At 69.0% G+C, this 22,443-nt stretch carries 18 protein-coding genes and 1 pseudogene; 8 read left to right on the top strand and 11 right to left on the bottom strand.

Features of this window, described 5'->3' with window-relative positions; translation table 11 throughout:
• Nucleotides 1-180: 180 nt before the first annotated feature.
• The 6 genes from NF616_RS17080 to pedF all read right to left on the bottom strand — a co-directional run bounded on the left by NF616_RS17080 (nucleotide 181) and on the right by pedF (nucleotide 8,488).
• Nucleotides 181-2,370: a PQQ-dependent dehydrogenase, methanol/ethanol family gene (locus NF616_RS17080; RefSeq protein WP_252274522.1), complete on the bottom strand. Its 2,190-nt coding sequence runs from the start codon at nucleotides 2,368-2,370 to the stop codon at nucleotides 181-183.
• Nucleotides 2,371-2,802: 432 nt separating this feature from the next.
• Nucleotides 2,803-4,323 carry an acetaldehyde dehydrogenase ExaC gene (exaC, locus tag NF616_RS17075; RefSeq protein WP_252274520.1) on the bottom strand — a complete coding sequence of 507 codons (1,521 nt, stop codon included), beginning with the start codon at nucleotides 4,321-4,323 and terminating at the stop codon, nucleotides 2,803-2,805.
• Nucleotides 4,324-4,507: 184 nt separating this feature from the next.
• Entirely contained in the window at nucleotides 4,508-5,737 is a 1,230-nt protein-coding gene (locus tag NF616_RS17070) for a methyl-accepting chemotaxis protein (RefSeq protein WP_434091904.1), read from the bottom strand.
• 585 nt (nucleotides 5,738-6,322) lie between these two features.
• On the bottom strand, nucleotides 6,323-7,270 hold the full coding sequence (locus tag NF616_RS17065; protein WP_252274517.1) for a quinoprotein relay system zinc metallohydrolase 1: 948 nt from the start codon (nucleotides 7,268-7,270) through the stop codon (nucleotides 6,323-6,325).
• A 16-nt stretch (nucleotides 7,271-7,286) separates the two neighbouring features.
• Nucleotides 7,287-8,033: a quinoprotein dehydrogenase-associated SoxYZ-like carrier gene (locus NF616_RS17060; protein WP_434091899.1), complete on the bottom strand. Its 747-nt coding sequence runs from the start codon at nucleotides 8,031-8,033 to the stop codon at nucleotides 7,287-7,289.
• A 29-nt stretch (nucleotides 8,034-8,062) separates the two neighbouring features.
• Nucleotides 8,063-8,488, bottom strand: a complete 426-nt coding sequence (pedF, locus tag NF616_RS17055) for a cytochrome c-550 PedF (RefSeq protein WP_252274515.1) — start codon at nucleotides 8,486-8,488, stop codon at nucleotides 8,063-8,065.
• Between the two features lie 323 nt (nucleotides 8,489-8,811).
• Here pedF and exaA point away from each other — a divergent pair, with 323 nt between their 5' ends.
• The 3 genes from exaA (at nucleotide 8,812) to NF616_RS17040 (ending at nucleotide 11,970) form a co-directional block, all read left to right on the top strand.
• On the top strand, nucleotides 8,812-10,683 hold the full coding sequence (exaA, locus tag NF616_RS17050; RefSeq protein WP_252274514.1) for a quinoprotein ethanol dehydrogenase: 1,872 nt from the start codon (nucleotides 8,812-8,814) through the stop codon (nucleotides 10,681-10,683).
• Nucleotides 10,684-10,795: 112 nt separating this feature from the next.
• Nucleotides 10,796-11,440, top strand: a complete 645-nt coding sequence (locus NF616_RS17045; RefSeq protein ID WP_252274512.1) for a pentapeptide repeat-containing protein — start codon at nucleotides 10,796-10,798, stop codon at nucleotides 11,438-11,440.
• 62 nt (nucleotides 11,441-11,502) lie between these two features.
• A complete protein-coding gene (locus tag NF616_RS17040; protein WP_252274510.1) occupies nucleotides 11,503-11,970 on the top strand; it encodes a hypothetical protein in 468 nt (155 codons plus the stop codon).
• 9 nt (nucleotides 11,971-11,979) lie between these two features.
• Here the strand turns inward: NF616_RS17040 and NF616_RS17035 are convergent, their stop codons facing one another.
• The gene (locus tag NF616_RS17035; RefSeq protein ID WP_252274509.1) at nucleotides 11,980-12,633 is read right to left on the bottom strand and encodes a response regulator transcription factor; all 654 of its coding nucleotides are present in this window, start codon (nucleotides 12,631-12,633) and stop codon (nucleotides 11,980-11,982) included.
• On the bottom strand, nucleotides 12,630-13,502 hold the full coding sequence (locus tag NF616_RS17030) for a sensor histidine kinase (protein WP_252274507.1): 873 nt from the start codon (nucleotides 13,500-13,502) through the stop codon (nucleotides 12,630-12,632). Before NF616_RS17030 ends, NF616_RS17035 begins: the two co-directional genes overlap by 4 nt.
• Before the next feature lie 274 nt (nucleotides 13,503-13,776).
• Here NF616_RS17030 and NF616_RS17025 point away from each other — a divergent pair, with 274 nt between their 5' ends.
• The 5 genes and pseudogenes from NF616_RS17025 (at nucleotide 13,777) to NF616_RS21460 (ending at nucleotide 16,930) form a co-directional block, all read left to right on the top strand.
• Nucleotides 13,777-13,917, top strand: a complete 141-nt coding sequence (locus NF616_RS17025) for a hypothetical protein (protein ID WP_252274505.1) — start codon at nucleotides 13,777-13,779, stop codon at nucleotides 13,915-13,917.
• A 121-nt stretch (nucleotides 13,918-14,038) separates the two neighbouring features.
• Complete coding sequence (locus tag NF616_RS17020) at nucleotides 14,039-14,584, top strand: PQQ-dependent catabolism-associated CXXCW motif protein (protein WP_434091898.1); 546 nt, start codon at nucleotides 14,039-14,041, stop codon at nucleotides 14,582-14,584.
• Between the two features lie 51 nt (nucleotides 14,585-14,635).
• Complete coding sequence (locus NF616_RS17015; protein WP_252274542.1) at nucleotides 14,636-15,298, top strand: response regulator; 663 nt, start codon at nucleotides 14,636-14,638, stop codon at nucleotides 15,296-15,298.
• Nucleotides 15,295-16,134, top strand: coding sequence for a DMT family transporter (locus NF616_RS17010; protein WP_252274503.1), 840 nt, complete (start codon nucleotides 15,295-15,297; stop codon nucleotides 16,132-16,134). Before NF616_RS17015 ends, NF616_RS17010 begins: the two co-directional genes overlap by 4 nt.
• 265 nt (nucleotides 16,135-16,399) lie before the next feature.
• Nucleotides 16,400-16,930: pseudogene (locus NF616_RS21460) on the top strand (REP-associated tyrosine transposase).
• Nucleotides 16,931-17,141: 211 nt separating this feature from the next.
• Here the strand turns inward: NF616_RS21460 and nahK are convergent.
• The 3 genes from nahK to NF616_RS16990 form a co-directional block, all read right to left on the bottom strand.
• Nucleotides 17,142-19,772 carry a hybrid sensor histidine kinase/response regulator NahK/ErcS' gene (gene nahK / locus NF616_RS17000; RefSeq protein ID WP_252274501.1) on the bottom strand — a complete coding sequence of 877 codons (2,631 nt, stop codon included), beginning with the start codon at nucleotides 19,770-19,772 and terminating at the stop codon, nucleotides 17,142-17,144.
• Nucleotides 19,705-20,865 carry a nitric oxide-sensing protein NosP gene (gene nosP / locus NF616_RS16995; RefSeq protein WP_252274499.1) on the bottom strand — a complete coding sequence of 387 codons (1,161 nt, stop codon included), beginning with the start codon at nucleotides 20,863-20,865 and terminating at the stop codon, nucleotides 19,705-19,707. Before nosP ends, nahK begins: the two co-directional genes overlap by 68 nt.
• Nucleotides 20,866-21,201: 336 nt before the next feature.
• Nucleotides 21,202-22,380, bottom strand: a complete 1,179-nt coding sequence (locus tag NF616_RS16990) for a porin (RefSeq protein WP_252274497.1) — start codon at nucleotides 22,378-22,380, stop codon at nucleotides 21,202-21,204.
• Nucleotides 22,381-22,443: the final 63 nt, after the last annotated feature.

Genomic DNA, 22,443 nt, shown 5'->3' with positions numbered 1-22,443 from the left:
GACTCGGGAATGCGCGCCAGCAGCTCGGCGTTGGCCGGGTTGCGCACCTCGATCAGGCTGTCGCTGCCGACGAAGGTGTTGTCGATGTAGTTCTGGTAGGTGGTGATGTCGCTCATGTTCGCTCTCGCTGTGCGGAGGGGGCGGCCGGGCGCGCGCCAAACCGGCGCGCCCCCGCGTGGGTCACTTGGCGCTGAACTTCTTCCAGGCGTCGCCTTCCTGCTGCAGGTCGTGGGCGCGCTTGATCAGGTACTGATGGATCTGGTTCACCTGATTGGCGTCGAACACCTCCGAGAAGGCCGGCATGCCGTCCGGCACGCGACCGCCGTAGAGGATGCCGAGGAACATCTGGTGCTGCTCCGGCGCCATCTTGCGCAGGTCCGGCAGCACGCCGCCGCTCACCGCGTGGATGCCGTGGCACTGCGAGCAGTGGCCGTCGTAGAGCTTGGCGCCGGCTTCCACGGTGGCCGCGTCGGCGGTCAGCGGCGGCGGCTTCGGCGCATCGGCCGGCGGCGCCGGCTCGCGCAGCTTGGCGGTGCCGCCGAGCTTGTAGGTGAGCACCTGGGCGAACGGCTGCACGCCGGCGCGCAGCGACAGGGCGCCGGCGAAGGTGGAGAAGGCGCCGCCCCAGCCGGCCATGAAGGTCACGTATTGCTCGCCGTCCACCGAGTAGGTGATCGGCGCGGCCATCACGCCGCTGGCGGCCGGCTGTTCCCAGAGTTTCCTGCCGTCCTCGGCGGCGTAGGCGATCACCCGGCCGTCGGCGCTGCCCTCGAACACCAGGTTGCCGGCGGTGCTCAGGGTGCCGCCGTTGAAGATGGTCACGTAGGGCACTTCCCAGGCCGCCTTCTGCTTCACCGGGTCCCAGGCGATCAGCTTGCCGGACCAGGTCTTGGCCATCTCCAGCAGGCCGTCGGCGCCCTCCGGCATCATGCCGGTGCGCAGGCCGAGCTGGTACATGCTCTTGAACGGGTTGCGGGTGGGCGCCTCGGGGACGTGCTCGTAGTAGGCCGACATGATGTGCGCGGGGATGTACACCAGGCCGGTCTTGGGGTTGAACGACATCGGGTGCCAGTCGTGCGAGCCCCAGAACGCCGGCGTCACCAGCTTGCGCTTGCCGTCCTTCCAATAGGCGGCGGCCTCGTCGTCGACGATGGGCCGGCCGGTCTTCATGTCGATGCCCTTGGCCCAGTTCACCGGCACGATGTTCTCGGCCGACAGCAGCTCGCCGGTGGCGCGGTCGATGACGTAGAAGAAGCCGTTCTTCGGCGCCTGCATCAGCACCTTGCGTTGCTTACCCTCGATCTCCAGCTCGGCGAGGATCATGTGCTGGGTGGCGGTGAAGTCCCAGGCGTCGCCGGGGGTGGTCTGGTAGTGCCAGGCGTACTCGCCGGTGTCGGCATTCACCGCGACGATGGACGACAGGAACAGGTTGTCGCCCTTGGCCTGGCTGCGCCACTTCGGGTCCCACAGCGAGCCGTTGCCCACGCCGATGTACAGCAGGTTCAGCTCCGGGTCGAAGGCGAAGGAGTCCCACGCGGTACCGCCACCGCCCTGCTCGACGAAGGCATCGCCGTGCCAAGTCTTGGCGGCGATCTCCATGGCCTTGTTCTCCGGCGGCAGCTTGGGGTCGCCGGGCACGGTGTAGAAGCGCCAGGCCTGCTTGCCGCTCTCGGCGTCGTAGGCGGTGACGTAGCCGCGCACGCCGAACTCGGCGCCGCCGTTGCCGATGATCACCTTGCCGTTCACCACCCGCGGCGCGCCGGTGATGGTGTAGCTGCGCGTGTGGTCGGCGCGGGTGTCCACCGACCAGACGCGCTTGCCGGTCTTGGCGTCGATAGCCTCCAGGCGGCCGTCGAGCACGCCGACGTAGACCTTGCCCTTCCATACCGCCACGCCGCGGTTGACCGCGTCGCAACAGGCCTCGCCGGCGCGCGCGCGGTTCGACTGCGGGTCGTACTTCCACAGCAGCTCGCCGTTGCGCGCGTCCAGCGCATAGACCACCGAGAACGGCCCGGTGGTGTACATCACGCCGTCGACCACGATCGGCGTGGCCTCCACGCCGCGGTCCAGGTCGAGCTTGTAGCTCCAGGCCAGGCCGAGCTTGCCGACGTTCTGCTGGTTGATCTCATCCAGCGGGCTGTAGCGCTGCTCGTCGTAGGTACGGCCGTGGCTCATCCAGTTGCCCGGCTCCTGGTCGGCGGCGACGATGCGCTTGCCGTCGACGTCGGCGGGCATCTCGGCGGCCTGGGCGAGGTGGCCGAAGCCGGCCAGCAGCACGGCGGCGAACAGGGCGGAACGGGGTAGACGCGGGGCGGTTTGCCGGTCGGGCGACGGGCAGGCGGAAGGCGCAGCGAGGCCAATCGATATCATGGAGTTTCTCCGATTCTTGTTGTTGCCCCGACCTCTCGCGCCGGGGCTTGGCAGTGCTTGAGCAACGCCTGTGCCAGCGCCCGCACAAGGGGCTGCAAGCCGCGCGGCGCAACGGGTGCGCGGTTATCGGAGGGAGACCTGGGAGGCGCACTGCGGCGCGACAGCTGTAGCGTTCACACGGACGTTTGTCGCACCGGCGCGACGCGGCGACGGCAAGCGTCGTTGCGGCGGAAGAAAAATGGAGGTTCGAGAGACATCGGGCAGGACGCCCGAAGCGGAAAAAAGACGCGGCCGACGGGCCGCGTGGGACATCAATGCGCCGGCCGGCTACGGGCCCTCGGGGGAAGGCCCGCGCTCAGTCGGGCCGGACGACGCAAGCGCCTCCCTGCGCGCGATGAAAGCGTGCGCCCGCTGCGAAGCGGGCACGAAGGCTCAGAAGAAGCCCAGCGGGTTGATGTCGTAGCTCACCAGCAGGTTCTTGGTCTGCTGATAGTGGTCGAGCATCATCTTGTGGGTCTCGCGGCCGACGCCGGATTTCTTGTAGCCGCCGAACGCGGCGTGCGCCGGGTACAGGTGGTAGCAGTTGGTCCACACACGACCGGCCTTGATGCCGCGGCCCATGCGGTAGGCGACGTTCATGTCGCGGCTCCACACGCCGGCGCCCAGGCCGAACTCGGTGTCGTTGGCGATGGCCAGCGCCTCGGCCTCGTCCTTGAAGGTGGTCACGCCGATCACCGGACCGAAGATCTCCTCCTGGAACACGCGCATCTTGTTGTGGCCCTTGAGCAGGGTCGGCTGGATGTAATAGCCGTTGGCCAGGTCGCCGGCGAGGCGCTCCGAGGAACCGCCGGTGAGCACCTGGGCGCCTTCCTGCTGGGCGATCTCCAGGTAGCTGAGGATCTTGTCGTACTGCTGCTGCGAGGCCTGGGCGCCGACCATCACGTCGGTGTCCAGCGGGTTGCCGCGCTTGATCTGCTGGATCTTCTTCAGCACCTCGACCATGAACGCGTCGTAGATGCTTTCCTGCACCACGGCGCGGGACGGGCAGGTACACACCTCGCCCTGGTTGAAGAAGCCCAGCACCAGGCCCTCGGCGGCCTTCTCGATGAAGGCCGGCTCGGCACGCATGATGTCCTCGAAGAAGATGTTCGGGCTCTTGCCGCCCAGCTCCACGGTGCTCGGGATGATGTTCTCGGCGGCGCACTTCATGATGTGCGAGCCCACCGGGGTGGAGCCGGTGAAGGCGATCTTGGCGATGCGCTTGCTGGTGGCCAGCGCCTCGCCGGCCTCGCGACCGAAGCCCTGGACGATGTTCAGCACGCCCGGCGGCAGCAGGTCGCCGATCAGCTCGATCAGCACGGTAATCGACAGCGGCGTCTGCTCGGCCGGCTTGAGCACGATGGCGTTGCCGGCGGCCAGCGCCGGGGCCAGCTTCCAGGCGGCCATCAGCAGCGGGAAGTTCCACGGGATGATCTGCCCGACCACGCCCAGCGGCTCGTGGAAGTGATAGGCCACGGTGCCGTCGTTGATCTCGGCGGTGCTGCCTTCCTGGGCGCGGATGCAGCCGGCGAAGTAGCGGAAGTGGTCGGCGGCCAGCGGCACGTCGGCGTTCAGCGTCTCGCGCACGGCCTTGCCGTTGTCCCAGGTCTCGGTGACGGCCAGCACTTCCAGGTTCTGTTCGATGCGGTCGGCGATCTTCAGCAGCACCAGCGCGCGCTCCTGCACCGAGGTGCGGCCCCAGGCGTCGGCGGCGGCATGGGCGGCGTCCAGCGCCCTGTCGATGTCGGCGGCGTCCGAGCGCGGAAATTCGGCGATGACCTGGCCGGTGACCGGGCTGGTGTTGACGAAGTACTCGCCCTTGGTCGGCGCCACGAACTCGCCGTTGATGTAGTTGCCGTAGCGCGGCTTGAAGGAAACGATGGAGCCAGGTGTTCCGGGTTGTGCATAGATCATGACGGAGCCTCTTCTTGTGGTGCCTGCCCCCGACGATGGGCCAGGTCGTGCATCGATCTTTGCAGCCGCTCTGCGGCGCGGGTATGCGCCGATGGCACAGCCGGGCTACTCATTTGGTAGTAGCCGGCGCGGGCGGCCGCGGCGGAGCGGCGCTCCGCCACCGTCCCACCAGCCTAGACCCACCTCAGCGAGACGCCGCCACCTCCGGTCGATAGCCCAGGCGCAACCCGCCCCAGTGCCTGCCCTTGACGTGGATCGGCACCGAGAGGTCGTGCATCAGCTCGCCGGTGTCGCGGGTGTAGGTCTGCAGCAGCAGGGGTTGCTGGTGGCTGCCGCAACGGATGCCGGTGCGGTCGTCGAAGCGGCGCTTGCTGCGGCTGCGCGCCATGTCCACCTGACGGTCGCCGGTGGGCGCGGCGCTGAACGCACGGTTGTGGGTCGGCACGTAGCCCTCGGGCGTGCAGGCGATGGCGAATACCAGCCCCTCGTGCTGTTCCAGCAGCGGCTCCTGAATCTCCGGCAGGACGCGGTCGGTGTAGTCGTCGAAGCGGGTCTTGTACTTCGCCGGGTAGCTGTCCGGCACCGGCCGGTATTGGCGGTCGAAGAGATCGTCGAGGGCGAGGCGGCCGGCCTCGATGTCCGCCTCGAAGCGCGCGGCGATGGCCCCGGCGCCCTGGCGGGCGAGGTCGTAGATGCGCTGGTGGTAGTCGTCCAGCGCCACCGCGGCGAGCCGCTCGCTGATCTGCTCGGCCTGCTCCTCCAGGCGCCCGGCCGCACCGCCGAGGCGCTGGGTGTGGGCGTCGCTCTCGGCCAGGTCGCCGCGCATCTGCTCCATCGCCGCGAACAGGCTGGTGAGTTGTTCGCGGTTGACCTCGGCGCCCTGGGCGATCTCGCCCACCTGCCCTTCCACCGCCTGGGCCAGGCCGGCGATATCGGCCAGGCTGGCGCCGGCCTGCTCCACCGCACCGACGCCCGCGCCCAGCTCATCGGCCAACTGACCGATCTGCTCGACCACCGCGGCGGTCTGGCGCTGGATGTCGGCGACCATCTCGCCGACTTCCTCGGTGGCGCTGGCGGTGCGCGCCGCCAGCCCGCGCACCTCGTCGGCGACCACCGCGAAGCCGCGTCCGGCCTCGCCGGCACGCGCCGCCTCGATGGCCGCGTTGAGCGCCAGCAGATTGGTCTGGCTGGCCACGCCCTGAATCACCTGGGTGACCCGCTGGATGTCCTCGCTGCGCTGGCTCAGGCTGGCGATCAGCTCGCGGCTGGCCGTGGCCCGGCCGCTGAGCCGGTGCATGCGCGCGATGCTCTCGTGCAGCACCGCCAGCCCCTCGTCGCTGCTGCGCCGGGCGTCCTGCGCGGCTTCGAGGGTACGCTGGCTGAGCAGGCTGGTCTGCTCCTCGGTGGCGATCATCACCTGCGCGTTGCCGACGATGCTGGCCGCCGCCTGCAGCTGCGAGGCCAGGCGCTGGGCCAGCTGCTTCACCGAATAGGCGACCTCGGCGGCGGAGAGTGCATTGCCGCTGGTGGTGCGCGACAGGTCGCGGCTCAGGCGCAGCAGGGATTCATCGTCGCCTGCGGCCGCCGCCACGGGCAGCGGGCGGCCGCGCAGCAGCAACGGCAGCCAGGCCACCAGCACCAGCAGCGGCATGGCCACGGCCAGGCCGATATTGCCCCGCTGCAGGGCCAGGATCAGGCAACAGACGGCCAACGCCTGGAACAGGCCGGCCAGCAGAGGTCGGTACATCGCGCACCTCGGACGTTATTGTGGTTGTACGGTCATTAAGCGACCGATGAAACGAAACGGCCATCACACATTGGTCGTAGAAAGTGCGGCGAGACCTAGGGTGCGCCGTGCGCACCGACCGAGGCTGCCCTGATCCCCTGCCCCCTGGTGCGCGCGGCGCACCCTACGTCATGGCGTCCGGGTGGCGCTTCGTGCGCATCGGTCGGGGGGCGGTGATTCGTCCGAACCACCAGGGCGCGCACGCGGCGCAGCCTACTGGTCGATGCGCCGCAGGGCCTGTGCCTCGTAGCGCGGATAGAGGTGGCTGACGCTGCGGATCAGCTCGTAGCGGGTCAGGCTGATCCCGGCGAAGCGCGCGGGAATCGGTGCGCGGATCACCTCGTTCATGTCCTCGCCGCGGACGGCGGCGCCGCGCAGCAGTGCGTCGAGCCAGCCCAGGTAGTCGCGCATCTGCACGAAGGGCGCAGCGTCGGCGGCCAGCGGCCCGTGGCCGGGCACCAGCAGTTTCCACGGCAGCGCCTCGAGGGTCTGCAGATCGGCCAGCCAGACATCCAGGCCGGGGCTGTTGGGCGTGGTCAGCGCGCGCTGGTGGAACAGCAGGTCGCCGGCGAACAGCACGCCGGTGCGCTCGTCGAGGATCGCCAGGTCGGCGCCGGTATGGCCGCTCAGGGCCAGCAGGCGCAGGCGATGCCCACCGAATTCGAACACGCCGGGTTGCAGCGTCTCGGTCGGCAGCACCAGCTCGGTGCCGCGCATCCAGTCGCCCACCAGGCGGTACATGTTCTCGGTCATCGCCTCGCCCTGCTCGCGCAGCAGCTCGGTGGTGCCGGCCAGCGCGGCGATGGGCACGTCGGTGAACGCCTGGTTGCCGAGCACATGGTCCGGGTGATGGTGGGTGAGCAGGAGCCGCGCCACCGGCTGCTCGGTGACTTCGCCGATGGCCGCGCGCAGCGCCTCGCCGTAGCGCCGCGACGGCCCGCTGTCGATCACAAGCACACCCGCCTCGGTGACGATGAAGGCGCAGTTGACGATGTTGCCGCCGTTGCCCTCGGCGAAGTTCTCGGTGCTGCCCTCCAGCAGCCAGGTGTCGGCGGCGATCTGCCGGGGCTGCAGCCGGTAGTCGTAGGCCGCCTGCGCGGCGCCGCCACCCAGCAGCCCGAGCAGCAGGACCAGCGCCCACAGCGGAACATGGCGTTTCATGCAGCACCTCCGGTGTTCACAGCTCGGCCGCGAATTCGTTGCCGTTGTTGTCGCGCAGCCGCAGCCCGGTGCGGCCGCCGCCGCGCAGCTCGAAGCCCAGGGTCGGGTTCTCGCTCACCGCCGGGAACAGCTCCAGCCGCCCCAGGCGTTCGCCGCCCGCATCGTGCAGCTCGGCGCGTTCCAGGTAGAACTCGGGGATGCCGCCGACCAGGCCGTTGTCCATCGGGTGCGCGACCGACAGGCGCAGACGATCGACCTCGCCGCGCGGGTAGCGGCCGCCGAGTACCTGGCCCAGGCGCTCTTCCCAGCCGGGCTGCGCACGCACCACGCTGGGCGCCGTGCAGCCGCCGCCGGCCGCCTCGACATGGGCGGAGCCGACGCGCCAGACGCCGTCCTCGGTCTGCACCGCGGCGCGGATCAGCGTCGCCTGCTCGAGGCGGATGCGCACCGACAGGAACGGCTGCAAACGCGGCGACTGCAACTGCAGGGTGAAGATGTGCGGGATCGGGTTCAGCTCGGCCCAGGCCAGCATGCGCCGCACCGGACGGCCGAGGCCGCGGGCGTCGACCTCGATCGGCACCTGGCGCGCGTCCTCGGCGAACGGCGGCGCGCGCACCACCACCCGGGCGTCGAACCGCACCGGGTCGGTGCCGAGCAGGCGCTGGCGGTGGAACTGCCACATCGGCGATCCCTGCGGATCGATCTCGGCCGCCCAGGCGGGCGCGCCGAGCAGCAGGCACAGCAGGCATACCAGGCGGAACACGACGTCGGCTCCTCGCACGGTGCGCCGGCTCACTGCTCGACGTGCACGCTCTCCAGGTACGAACGGATGGCCCACAGCGCTTCCTGGCTGAGGAAGTTGGCCATCTTCGGCATGTACACGCGACCGTCGCGCACGGCGCCGTTGATCACCCGCTCCTTGAACCACTCGTCGCCGGTCAGACCCAGCTCCAGGTAGCGCAGGTCCGGGGCGATGCCGCCGGACTTGGCCTCCAGGCCGTGGCAGGCCGCGCAGTTCTGGTTGTAGGCAGAGGCGCCGATCTCGATGGCCTTGGGGTTCTCCCGGTAGGGGTTCTCGTCCAGCCAGGTTTCGCCGAGCGCCTTCAGCCCCTCGGTGTTGACGTTCTGTGGCACCACGTCGCCGTGGGCCAGGGCGAAGGCGCAGGCACCGAGGCCGAGGCCGAAGAGCAGGCCGCGAAGCAGGTTCTTGTTGTTCATGACGTCGTCCTCATCGTGATGCGGGGCAAGGCAGGCGCTTGTGGTCAGCGCGTCGACCGCATCCTAGGCAGGCCCCGGCGGCGCCAGAATGCTGCTTTGGTGGCCGCCGCCTACGCCCTTGGTACTAGCCCTGCGGTACGCCAGACGGCAGCCGTTGGCAGCAGTGCCAAGTCATGCCCGGACTGGGAATTTTTCCCGACCCCGCCGGGAGTTTTTCCGTGTCGCGCGCGGCCTTCCCGCTCCCACTATCGATCGCACCGGGTCGCCGGTCGGTGCCACCCCCGGAAGACCTCGTGTCCATCAAACCTATGGGAACCGCAAACATGACAAGAACAACACTCCCCAGCACTGCCACCCCGCTGGCGCGCAGCGTGCACAGCCTGATTCTCGGCCTCGCCCTGGTGTCGTCCGGCAGCGTCTTCGCCAAGTCAGTGACCTGGGACGACATCGCCAACGACCACACCACCACCGCGGACGTGCTGCAGTACGGCCTGGGCACCAATGCCCAGCGCTGGAGCCCGCTGGCCCTGGTCAACGACCAGAACGTGTTCAAGCTGACCCCGGCCTGGTCTTTCTCCTTCGGCGACGAGAAGCAGCGCGGCCAGGAGTCCCAGGCCATCGTCCGCGACGGGGTGATCTACGTCACCGGTTCCTACTCGCGCGTGTTCGCCCTCGATGCCAAGACCGGCAAGCGCCTGTGGACCTACAACCATCGCCTGCCGGACGACATCCGCCCGTGCTGCGACGTGGTCAACCGTGGCGCCGCCATCTACGGCGACAAGATCTTCTTCGGCACCCTCGACGCCTCCGTGGTGGCGCTGAACAAGGACACCGGCAAGGTCGTCTGGAAGAAGAAGTTCGCCGACCACTCCGCCGGCTACACCATGACCGGCGCGCCGACCCTGGTGAAGGACGGCAAGACCGGCAAGGTGATGCTGATCCACGGCAGCTCCGGCGACGAGTTCGGCGTGGTCGGCAAGCTGTTCGCCCGCGACCCGGACAGCGGCGAGGAGATCTGGATGCGGCCGTTCGTGGAGGGCCACATGGGCCGCCTGAACGGCAAGGAGAGCACTCCGACCGGCGACGTCAAGGCACCCTCCTGGCCGGACGACCCCAACTCGCCAACCGGCAAGAAGGAGGCATGGAGCCAGGGCGGCGGCGCACCGTGGCAGAGCGCGAGCTTCGATGCCGAGACCAACACCATCATCGTCGGCGCGGGCAACCCGGCGCCGTGGAACGGCTGGGCGCGCACCGCCGACGGCGGCGACCCGAAGGACTACGACAGCCTGTACACCTCCGGCCAGGTCGGCGTCGACCCGAGCACCGGCGAGGTGAAGTGGTTCTACCAGCACACCCCGAACGATGCCTGGGACTTCTCCGGCAACAACGAGCTGGTGCTGTTCGACTACAAGGACAAGGACGGCAAGGTCGTCAAGGCCACCGCCCATGCCGACCGCAACGGCTTCTTCTACGTGGTCGATCGCAACAACGGCAAGCTGCAGAACGCCTTCCCCTTCGTCGACAAGATCACCTGGGCCAGCCACATCGACCTGAAGACCGGCCGCCCGGTGGAGAACGAGGGCCAGCGCCCACCCAAGCCGGAGCCGGGCCAGACCCGCGGCAAGGCGGTGGAAGTCTCGCCGCCCTTCCTCGGCGGCAAGAACTGGAACCCCATGGCCTACAGCCAGGACACCGGCCTGTTCTACGTCCCCGCCAACCACTGGAAGGAGGACTACTGGGCCGAGGAGGCGCACTACAAGAAGGGCTCCGCCTACCTGGGCATGGGCTTCCGCATCAAGCGCCTGTATGACGACCACGTCGGCATCCTGCGTGCGATGAATCCGACCACCGGCAAGGTCGTCTGGGAGCACAAGGAGCGTTTGCCACTGTGGGCCGGCGTGCTGGCGACCAAGGGCAACCTGGTGTTCACCGGCACCGGCGACGGCTTCTTCAAGGCCTTCGACGCCAGGAACGGCAAGGAGCTGTGGAAGTTCCAGGTCGGCACCGGCATCGTCTCCCCGCCGGTTACCTGGGAGCAGGACGGCGAGCAGTACATCGGTGTGACCACCGGCTACGGCGGCGCCGTACCGCTGTGGGGTGGCGACATGGCCGACCTGACCAAGCCGGTGGCCCAGGGCGGCTCGTTCTGGGTGTTCAAGCTGCCGAGCTGGGACAAGCAGACCGCCAGCCGCTGAGCCGGCAGCCGGTGCGCGCACCGGCACTCCATACCCCGGCCGGTGCCTCGCGCACCGGCCTCCCCTTTCCGCGCCGACACCGGTGCGCCTGGCGCACCCATGGAGCCTGGCCATGAATCACCTTCTGCTGTTACTGCCGGCCGCCCTGCTGGTCGCCGGCAGCTATGCCCTCGCCGACGACGAGGCCCTGACGATCAACGGCTGCCGCATCGAGCCAGGCAGCCACTGCCCCGGCGCCGACCTCAGGGGCGCCGACCTGAGCAACCAGGACATGCGCCGCATGGACCTGTCCGGCGCCGATCTGTCCGGTGCCGACCTGCGCCACGCCACGCTGGACCTGGCCAACCTCGAGAAGGCCACGCTGCAGCGGGCCAACCTGACCCGCGCCAGCCTGCAGCAGAGCAACCTGCGCCTGGCCGACTTCAGCCATGCCAAGCTGGTGGCCGTGCAGGGCTGGGGGCTGTTCGGCCAGGCCGCGCAGTTCCAGGGCGCCGACCTGTCCGCCGCCTACCTGGAATTCGCCCGCCTGTCCGGCGCCCGGATGCACGACGTCAGGCTGGTCGCCGCCGACCTGGAGATGACCTGGCTGAGCAAGGCCGACCTCAGGGGCGCCGACCTCAGCGACGCCAACCTGCAGGAGGTCAAGCTGAGCGGCTCCAACCTGGAGAACGCCAACCTCAGCGGCACCCGCGTCCGCTTCGGCAACTTCCAGGACGCCAACATGCAAGGCTGCAGCCACTGCCCGCAGGGCTGGTGAGACCTGGACGGCCGCCGACGCTCGCGCTAGGGTCAGCGGCCACTTTCTCCGGGGCGGACCGCATGACCGACATCCAGATGATTCCCGCCCAGCCACGCCGGGCCCTGCTGCGCATGTTGCCCTGGGCCGTGCTCGTGCTCCCCTTCCTCGCCCTGGCCCTGTGGCTTCGCTTCGGCGGTACCGAGGTCTGTGCGCCGCAGCTTTTCGGCATTCCCCGGGCCTACCTGGCACTGCTGGTAGCGACGCTCGGCATGCCGCTGCTGATACTGGCCTTCACCCTGGCGCAGATTCCCTATGCGCTGAAGATCCTGCGCCAGGGTTACTTTCCGCCGCTGGACGCCGTGCGCCTGCGTGCCACGCAGGCCCGACGCGGCCCGCTGACCAAGGTACGCGGGTATCTCATGCTGGCGGCGCCGCTGCTGGTCGTGGGCATCCTGTTTATTGGCCACGACGCCTACCGGCAGGTCATGCAGGGTCGCAGCGCGGCCGACCTGCAGCGGGCCATCGAGGCGGACTGCCGCGACCGGTAAGGCTCGGACTCAGGCCGGTTCGCGCTCGCCGACGCGCAGCACGCCGGCATCGATGGCCAGGTGCACCAGCGCGGCCAGCGAGTCGACGCCGAGCTTGTTCTTCAGCAGGGTCAGGTGGTTCGACACGGTCTTGCCGCTGATGCACAGGCGCTCGGCGATCTGCCGGGTGGGCAGGCCGCGGGCGAGCATCAGGAAGATCTCCATCTCGCGCGGCGTCATGCCGGCCAGGCGCGGCGCGCCGGCCTGCTCCTCGCCCTTGTGCCAGGCCAGCTGGGTGGCCAGCGCCTGCTCGATGTAGGGATAGCCGGCCAGCACCCGGCGTACCGCCTCCACCAGCACGTCCGGCGCGCAACGTTTGCTCAGGTAGCCGGCGGCACCGGCGTCCAGTGCCTGGCGCACCAGCGACAGTTCCTCGTGCATGCTGAAGAACAGCACCGGCAGCTGCGGCAGACGCTGGCCCAGGCGGCGGCAGGTCTCCAGTCCGCTGATGCCGGGCAGGCCGACGTCCAGCAGCACCAGGTTGGGGATCTGCACGTGCACCTGGGCCAGCGCCTCCTCGCCGCTGGCCGCCTCGCTCACCTGCACCTCCGGCAGCAGCGCGCCGAGCAGCGCGGCATAGCCCTGGCGCACCACGGGATGATCGTCCACCAGCAGGATCTTCATCGGCCCACCTCCTCCAGCGGGATGCTCAGATACAGCGACCAGCCACGCCCCGGACGGCCGCGGTAGAGCAGCTCACCACCCAGCTCGCGGGCCCGCTCGCTCATCGACAGCAGGCCGACGCCGCGGCGCGCCGGCGGCTGGCCATGACCGTCGTCGCGCAGGGCCAGGCACAGGCGCTGGCCGCGACGACGCAGGCGCAGCCGAGCGCCTTGCGCACCGGAGTGGCGAGCGACGTTGGTCAGGGCCTCCTGCAGCAGGCGATAGAGCTGCAGCTTGCATTCACGCCCCGGCTCCGGCAGACGCGTGTCGAAGCCTACCCGGCAATGCAGGCCCTCCTCGGTCTGCCAGCGCCCGGCCAGCTCGCGCACGGCGCGCTCCAGCGGCTGGCGCTCGAGCGTCGCCGGGTACAGGTCGCGCACCAGGCCGTGGAAGCCGTCCTGCAGGGCGCGGCAGTGCTGTTCCAGCTGCTGCGCGGAGCGGCGCACGGCGGGCGGATCGTCCGCCAGCAGGGCGAACAGCCCGGCCCGGGCGCGGATGCCGGCCACGTATTGGCCGAGGTCGTCGTGCAGGGCACGTCCGAGACGATTGCGCTCGCGTTCCTCGACCTGCAGCAGCGCCCGGCGCAGCAGCAGGTTCTCCGCCTTGGCCCGCGCCAGCGCCGCGTGCCCCTCGCCGGCCGTGCCGCACCTCCGGTCATCGGCCTCGCCACGCGCGGCCTCGCGCACGACCAGCCCGACCAGCAGCAGGACCGGGGCGAACAGCCCGAGCAGCCCTGGCGCCACGCCGCCGTTCACCAGCTCCGGCAGCAGGGTGCCTGCACCCAGCGCGGCCAGGGCGCCCAGCGGAATCGCCAGTACGGCGGCGGCCATCTCAGCGTACCGGGCGCAGGTCCCGGGGCGCGTGATGCTCCGGCGTCGCCGTGACCTTGTCGACGCCGGCGAGGCTGATCACCAGCAACCCGAGGAACAGCAGATGCTTGGCAGTGCGCATGGCGGATCTCTCCGATTCTCGTTGTGGCTCCATGCTAGGCATTGCGGCGGCGCGCGGTACTCCTACCTTGGTATCGGCCGCCCCCTACTTTCTGCATATTTCCCCGCCCACGGCCCCTGCCTATGCTGCCCCGAGCCCCCAGAGGACACCGCCATGCACCCGCTCGCCCTCCACGCCCTGGTCTACCTGCTGGGCATCGCCAGCGCCGCCTTCGTCGCCACCCAGGCGCATACCGTGACGGCCGATCCGCACCCGGTCGAGCGGCTGCAGGCCGCCGCCCCGATGGGCCGCTAGCGGCGTCTCCCGCCCCGATTCCCCTCCGCGCCGCCTGGGCGAAACCAGTACTTTGGTAGTGCCTTTCGCCACCTTCGTAGGATTCCCAAAGGCCGCGCACTTGCCTGTAATGAGGACGACGATGCTTCGCCTGCTCCCGCTGTGCTGCCTGCTGCCGATGCTGTTCACCACCGCCGTGTTCGCCGAGGACAACCTGCCGCTCTTCGGCCCCGACGGTTATCGCCAGCGGCTCTACCGCAGCCCGACGCCGGCGAGCGTCGAGGGAGCCCAGACGGTGGATACCGCCGAGCTGCAGGCGCTGCTGGAGACCCGGCCGCGGCCGGCGCTGATCGACGTGTACCGCCGCCAGCACCTGTTCGGCCGCTTCGTCGCCGACGAGGCCCACCACAACCTGCCCGGCAGCCTGTGGCTGGCCAACACCGGCGACGGCACGCTGGTCGCGCCATGGAGCGCCTACTTCACGGCGCAGCTGCAACGCGCCAGCCGCGGCCGCCAGGACTGGCCGCTGGTGTTCTACTGCCGCTCGGACTGCTGGCTGAGCTGGAACGCCACCCGCCGCGCCCGGGCGCTGGGCTATACCCGGCTGTACTGGTACCGCGAAGGAATCGACGGCTGGCAACAGGCCGGGCTGCCGCTGGAGCCGGCGGAACCGGTGGCGTTACCCTAGAGCGATATTGCGTGCCCGACATAACGACAAGAAAAAACGAGGTGAATGACTGTGTACAAGATACTCATCGCCGATGATCACCCGCTGTTCCGCGAGGCCATCCACAACGTCATCTCCGACGGTTTCCCCGGCAGCGCCGTGATGGAGACCGCCGACCTCGACACCACCCTGGAACTGACCCAGAGCAACGACGATCTGGACCTGATCCTGCTCGACCTGAACATGCCCGGCATGCATGGCCTCAACGGCCTGATCAACCTGCGCAACGAGGCGCCGACGGTGCCGGTGGTGATCGTCTCCGCCGAGCAGGACAAGCAGATCGTGCTGCAGGCCATCACCTACGGCGCGGTCGGCTTCATCACCAAGTCCAGCCCGCGGGCGCAGATGACCGACGCCATCGAGCAGATCCTCAACGGCAACGTCTACCTGCCCTCCGACATCATCCGCACGCAGAAGAACCCGACCCGGCGCAGCCACGAGGAACCGACCATCCCGCCGGAGCTGCTGCAGGCGCTGACCCGCAAGCAGCTGCTGGTGCTGGAGCGCATGACCAAGGGCGAATCGAACAAGCAGATCGCCTACAACCTCGACATCGCCGAGACCACGGTCAAGGCCCATGTCTCGGCGATCCTGCGCAAGCTCAACGTGCACAACCGGGTGCAGGCCATTCTCTCGGCCGGCGACATCGACTTCAGCGCCTACCTGCGCCGATGAAGCCGATGCGCGTCGCCCTGCTCACCGCGCTGGCCATGCTCGCCTTCGCCGGCAATTCGCTGCTGTGCCGCATCGCCCTGCGCGACAGCGATCTGGACCCGGCCAGCTTCACCGCCATCCGCCTGATCGCCGGCGCCCTGGTACTGGCCCTGCTGGTCGCGCTGCGCCGCAAGGGGCCGCTGCGCGGCGACTGGCGCTCGGCGCTGGCGCTGTTCGCCTATGCCGCCGGCTTCTCCTTCGCCTATGTCGAACTGGACGCCGGCAGCGGCGCGCTGATCCTCTTCGGCGCGGTGCAGGCCAGCATGCTCGGCTACGGCTGGCTCCGGGGCGAGCGGCTGCGGCCGCTGCAGCTGTTCGGCCTGCTCGCCGCCCTTGGCGGGCTGGTGTACCTGCTGCTGCCCGGCGCCAGCGCACCGGCGCCGCAGGCCGCCGGACTGATGGTGCTGGCCGGCGTGGCGTGGGCCTTCTACTCGCTGCTCGGGCGCGGCAACGCCGACCCGCTGGCCGCCACCGCCGGCAACTTCCTGCGCAGCCTGGTTGCCCTGTTGCCGCTGGCCGCACTGTTCGCCGGCAGTCTGGAATGGGACACCATGGGCGCCTTCTACGCCGTGCTCTCCGGCGCACTGGCCTCGGGCATCGGCTATGCCATCTGGTACGCCGCCCTGCCCCACCTCAAGGCCATCCAGGCCGCCAGCGTGCAGCTCAGCGTACCGATCATCACCGCCCTGCTCGGCGCCCTGCTGCTCGGAGAAGCCCTGAGCCTGCGCCTGGCCATCGCCTCGGTGGCGGTGCTGGGCGGGATCGCGCTGATTCTGCTGGCCAAGCGGCGGGCGTAGCCCGTTGGTGCGCACGGCGCACCCTACACGACCGCAAGGTGCGCCGCCCTCAGTGCTTACACCCTGCCATCGCATCGGGGCCGGGATCGCGCTGATCCTGCTGGCGAAGCGGTGGGCGTAGCCCCATTGGTGCGCGCGGCGCACCCTACATGACCGCAAGTTGGTGCGGCCTGTCCGTAGGGTGCGCCGTGCGCACCATGCTCTTCGGCCGTGCTCGGCAATCCGATCTAGACTCGCGTGATCCGCCACTATCGGGACGACAAGGATGTCCACCTACCGCCGCAGCCAGGATGGCTCGCTGTATTTCTTCACGCTGGTCACCGAGAACCGTCGCGCGCTGCTGATCGATGCCCCGGCACGGCTGGCGCTGCGCCAGGCCATCGAGCGGGTACGCCGGCACTACCCGTTCGTCATCCATGCCTGGGTGCTGATGCCGGACCACCTGCACTGCATCTGGGAACTCCCCGACCATGACCGGGACTACGCCAGGCGCTGGTCGATCATCAAACGCAGGACCAGCCAGGCACTGGCATTACCAGGCGGTACGGGTCTCAGCCGGCGTCTGCGCCGAGAGAGTCCGTTGTGGCAACGATGATTCTGGGAACACCAGATCCGCGACGAGCATGACTACCGGCGCCACCTCGACTACCTGCACTGGAATCCGGTCAAGCATGGCTTGGTGAAGCGGGTCACCGACTGGCCCTGGTCCAGCTTTCACCGGCTGGTTCGCCAGGGCCTGTATCCGGCCGACTGGGGTGGAGTGCAGGAGCCTGATGGAGTGAGCTTCGGCGAATGAATCGGTCGCAGGCGCACCCGACACGGTAGGGCGCACCGTGCGCACCATGGGAGTCTGCGCCTACCCACAATCCCCGACACAAACGCGTTGGTCAGGTGCAGGTCAAAGGTAGGCGAGCGGCAGGGCCTCATCGGTGCGCACGGCGCACCCTACAACAGCCGTAGGGTGCGCCGTGCACACCGGGCCGATCCCTTCGCCGCACCGGGGCCAATCACCCCCGCCGCTGCAACAGATGGCTCAGGGTGGTCTTCAGCTTCATCGGCTTGACCGGCTTGTGCAGCAGCGTGTGGCCGAGTTCGCGCAGGTTCTGTTTGAGCTCGTTGCTGTAGTTGGCGGTGACCATCAGCGCGGGGAGCGGTTCGGCGCGGCGGGCGTTGATGGCGGTGACCGCCTGCACGCCGTCGCGGTCGTCGTCCAGGTGGTAGTCGGCGATCAGCACATCGGCCTCGGCGTGATAATTGTCCACCTGGCGCGCCAGGTCGTCCTCGGACAGCGCGGTGACCACCTGGCAGCCCCAGCCCTCCAGCAGCGTGCGCATGCCGGCGCAGATCGCCGCGTCGTTATCCAGCACCCAGACGCGTGCACCACGCAGCCGCTCCACTTCCATCGACAACGGTTGCACCGGCGCGCGCAGCACGCTGCTGCGGCGGGTCAGCGGCACCTCGACGGCGAACAGCGAGCCGCGCCCCGGCTGCGAGGCCACGCGCAGGCGATGGCCGAGCATGCGCGCGATCTTGTCGACGATGGCCAGGCCCAGGCCAAGCCCGCGGTCCTGGTGCGGACGCTGGCTGTCGCCGCGCTTGAACTCCTGGAAGATCTCGCCGAGCTTGTCCTCGGCAATGCCCACGCCGCTGTCCCAGACCTCGATGGACAGCACGTTGCCGCGACGCCGGCAGCCGAGCAGGATGCGCCCGCGCTCGGTGTAGCGGATGGCGTTGGTCAGCAGGTTGCGCAGGATGCGCGCGAGCAGCTGGATGTCGCTGCGCACCCAGGCCGAGCTGGGCCGGTAGCGCAACTCCAGCGACTCGCCGCCCGCCTGCTGGCGGAACTCGGCGGCGAGGTTGTCGAGCAGGTCGGCGACGGCGAAGCTGGACAGGTCCGGGCGGATCACTCCGGCGTCCAGCTTGGAAATGTCGACCAGGGTGCCGAGCAGGTGCTCCACGTCCTCCAGTGAATTGCTGACGCTGCGGATCAGCCCGCCCTCACCCGCCGGGGTCTTCTCCAACAGCGCGCTGGTGAACAGCCGCGCGGCGTTGAGCGGCTGCAGCAGGTCGTGACTGACGGCGGCGAGAAACTTGGTCTTCGACAGGTTGGCCAGCTCGGCCTCGCGCTTGGCCTCGCGCAGGCGCGCCTCGGCCTGGCTGCGCTCGTCGATCTCGCGGCGCAGCTGGCTGTTCACCGTGGTCAGCTCGGCGGTGCGCTCGCGCACCCGCAGCTCCAGGTTCTGATAGGCCTGGTGCAGCGCCTCGGCGGTACGGCGCTGTTCGGTGACGTCGCGGACCAGCACGAAGAGGCCGACCACCTCGCCACTCGCCAGCCGGTTCGGCACGTAGGAGCGCAGCAGGTAGCGCTGCTGGCCGCCGAAGCTGGTCTCGGCCATCTCGAAGGTCACGCTCTCGCCACACAGCGCGCGCTCGACATAGGTCTCCAGGCGTCGCCAGTGTTCCTCGCTGTGCACGTCGCGCAGGCTCTGGCCGAGCATGCCTTCGCGCGGCCAGTGGTACCACTCCTCGTAGACCTTGTTGGTGAACTCGTAGACCAGCTCGGCGTTGAGGTAGGCGATCATCGCCGGCACCTGGTCGGTGATCAGGCGCACCCAGCGCTCGCTCTCGCCGAGCCGCTGGGCCTGGCGAAAGCGTTCGGTGATGTCGGTGAAGGTGTTGACGAAGCCGCCGGCCGGCAGCGGATGGGTGCGCACTTCCAGCATGCGTCCGTCGAACAGGCGCTGTTCGCAGGCGTGCAGCGGCGCGCCGTGCTCGTCGCGGCTGTCCGGCGTGAGCAGGCGCAGCTCACTCTCGGCCATCACCTCGGCGAAGGGCCGGTGCGCCTCGATCGGCGCCAGGCCGCAGAGCTCGAGGAAGCGGTGGTTCCACAGCTCCAGGCTGCCTTCGACGTTGACCATCGCCACGCCCTGGGACAGGTTGTCCACCGCCCGCTGCAGCAGCCGCGACTTCTGCGCCAGGGCCTGCTCGCGACGCTGGGTCTCGCTCTGCTTGAGCTCGGTGATGTCGGTGTAGAGGATCACCAGACCGCCCTCGCGGGTCGGCCGCTCGCTGACCTGCACCCAGCGCCCGTTCATCAGCCGGTAGATGGTGTGGCCCTCGCCGCGGCCGCGCTGCTCCTCGACGATCAGCCCGGTGCTGGCCGCCAGGCGCTTGATCTCCGACAGCCGCGTACCGCTGCCGATGCGCGCGCGGGTGCGCGTCCACAACTCGCGGAAGCGGCTGTTGAACAGCACGATGCGCTGCTCCCGGTCGAACAGCACGAAGGCGTCGGAGATGCTCTCGATGGCGTCAATCAGGTGCTGATGCGCGGTCTCGGCGCGTTGGCGGGCGTCACGCAGCAGCTGGTTGCTGGACTTCAGCTCGGTCATCGCCTGGTTCAGCGCGTCGGTGCGCTCGCGCACCTGTTCGGCCAGGATCACCGAGTGCTGGAACGCGGCGTAGCCGTCCGAGCGCAGCGAATGGCCGGACTCGACCCGCTCGATCAGCGCCGCGTTGATCCTGCGTAGCCGCGCGTTCTGCCCCTCCAGCTCGGCGACGCGGGCGCGCAGCTCAGCGCAGTCCGACGCCGGGACGGCCAATGGCGACGCCGGTGAAGGTCTGGTTGATGTGCATGCCATTGAACTGCTCCCCGTAGGTGTTGAAGCCGATCACCCGCTGCGCGCGCAGGTAGTCGGAGACCTCGGCCATGGCGCTGCCGTCGGACACCTCCAGGCGGCGCAGCACGCAGTCGCAGCCGATGGTCAGCAGCGGCGCACCGAGGCGTGCCTGCAGGCGCTCGAATTGCTGGCGCAGGTTGGGCAGCAACGGGCCGGGCGCCATGGCAGTGAGGACGATGCCGGTCTCCACCGCGCAGTAGAAGGTCAGGCTGCCGTCGGCGTTGACCTGCTGGATGGAGCGCACGTAGTACTGGTCGTTGATCCGCACCGCCAGCGGATGGGCGGCGAACAGGCGCATGTCCAGATCGCTCGGTGCCACGCCGATCAGCCGGGCATACTCCTCGGCCGCCGGCGCGGCATTGAGTTCCAGCACCCGCCGCGACGCGGAGTCGGCGGCGGTCACCACCAACTTCTCGGCCCGCGGCTCGACGTGGTGGGTGGTGAACACCTCGAACTCCAGCCGGGTATTGAACAGCAGGACCACCGCCGCGCCGTTGTGGAACTCGCCGTCGTGGTAGACGTGGGTGCAGGTGAGGTGGTTGTCGTCGCCCGCCGAGCCGCCGAAATGCGGAATGTGGCCGAGTGCGGCGCTGAGCGCGGCGAGCACCACCTCCTCGCGGCTGGACAGGCCGTCGAGCAGGGTCAGCGCGAAGCAGTGGTCCTTGATCGGTGCCAGAGCGTTGCCGCGGCATTCGCCGACCAGTTGCTCGACCAGTTGCTGGGCGTCGATCAGGTTGAAGCGCTCCATCTGGTCGATCAGCACGCTGGCGATGGAGAAGCTGCGGTGGTCGAAGCCGATGGCGCTGACGCAGCGCTGGCCGTAGCCCTGCGGGGTGATCTCGCCGGCCGTGGTACAGCCGACCACGCGGATGCCGCCGAAATACTCGTGCAGCGCCGCGCCCAGCTCGGCCAGGTCGTACTCGGCGGAGCAGAAGAACAGCACGAAGCCCAGGTGCGGGTGCATCAGCTGGCGGGCCAGGTCCTGGGCCACGGCCTCGCCGTCCTGGGCATGGGATACGGCCGTGACTACGTCTTCAGTTTCTCCACGCCGCATCGGCCCACCCCGTCTACCCCGTTGCCGTCGCGGCCATTCTAGGCAGCGCTCCGCGCCCGCCCCATGCTACTTGGGTCGCGAAGCCCCTCGTTCCAAAGTAGGGGGCCCGCACCGCGTGGGTTGCCAGCGCGGGGCGTACATCAAACGAGACACCGTCTTCGTCCAACCGTAGGGTGCCGTGCGCACCAGACGATGCTCCGCGCCCGTCGGATCGGTGTGCGCGGGGCACCCTACCCTCGCGTGCTGCACCGTGCCCCAATCCATGCCCCCGCGCAAAACGAAAAAGGGAGGGCCGAAGCCCTCCCGAAAGGGAGCGTCACGCATGCGCGGTTGCCGTCACCAGCTGACCACCGCACCCACGGCGAAGGTGTCGGTGTCCTCGTTCAGGCCGCTGCCTTCGGCGGCGTCGATCTCGTACTGGTTGTACTCGGCCACCAGCTTGAGGTTGTCGTTGACGGTACGGAAGTAGGCGATGCCACGGGTCTCGTAGTCGGCGGCCACGCCCAGGCCGTTGCCGTCGTCCTCGGTCTTGCCGTAGGACAGGGCGAAGCGGTTCTTGCCGAAGGTGTAGGAGCCCTGCAGCAGATAGCCGTCGCTGTCGATATCGCGCAGGGTCGGCTCGCCCAGGTTGTTGGTGAAGAACGGATTGATGCCCTGGGCCTGGAAGCCGGAGGCGGTCAGCGACAGGCCGCCCAGCTTGGCCTGCACGCCGTAGCCGAGGCCCTTGGAGGTCACCTCGTCGACGCTGTCGTCGGTGTTCTCCGAGGTCTGGTAGGCGCCATTGAGCCAGGTGTAGATGGTCGAGCCGCCCACGCCGAACTGGTAGCTGATCTCCGACTCGTAGCGCGGCTGCTCCTGATAGGCCTTGCCCACGGCGCTGTCGTCGTTGGTGTCGACCGGGTCCATGATGCCGACCGCGAAGCGCAGGCCCTCGGCCAGGTGGTCGTTGCGGTAGGTGATCTGCGAGGTCGGGAACGGGTACGGATAGCCGGTGCCGATGTTGCCGAAGGACACGCCGTTGCCGTCCACCAGGCCGAGGGTGTCGCTGACGTTGCCGTAGCCGGCCAGCAGTTCGTCGAGGAAGATGTTGGAACGCGAGAACAGGCCGAAGTCCTTGCCCACCAGCACCTCGCCCCACTCCGGGTTGGCCACGGTGCCGTAGAACTGGCGCACGTCGATGGCGGTGTCGGTGCCGTTGGTCTCGCTGTCGTTGATGGTCACCCAGAACGAGGAACGCCCGCCCAGCTTCAGGTCGTCCATCTGCTTGCCGAAGTTGAAGCCGATCCAGTTCGGCAGAAAGCCCATCTTCACCCGCGACTGGCGCCGGTCGAACTGCTCGCCCTCGCGGTCCACGTCGCTGTTGACGTAGAAGGCGTTGATGTAGCCGTCGGTGGAAAAGGTGGTGTCGTCCTTTTCGTACAGCACGATCTCGGCGGCGGCCTGCTGGGTCACGCCCAAGGCGACGGCGGCGCCCAGCGCCAGGGGCAGGAATCGATGGGTCTTGTTGTTGTTCATCTCGCTCTCCACTGTGAGGGACGACTGTCGCAGTCGTGGCGGAGGCGATTATCGAAAGCGGCC

This window comes from Pseudomonas subflava, assembly GCF_023823685.1.
Taxonomy (GTDB): domain Bacteria; phylum Pseudomonadota; class Gammaproteobacteria; order Pseudomonadales; family Pseudomonadaceae; genus Aquipseudomonas; species Aquipseudomonas subflava.
This window is presented reverse-complemented; position numbering and strand designations above follow the sequence as displayed.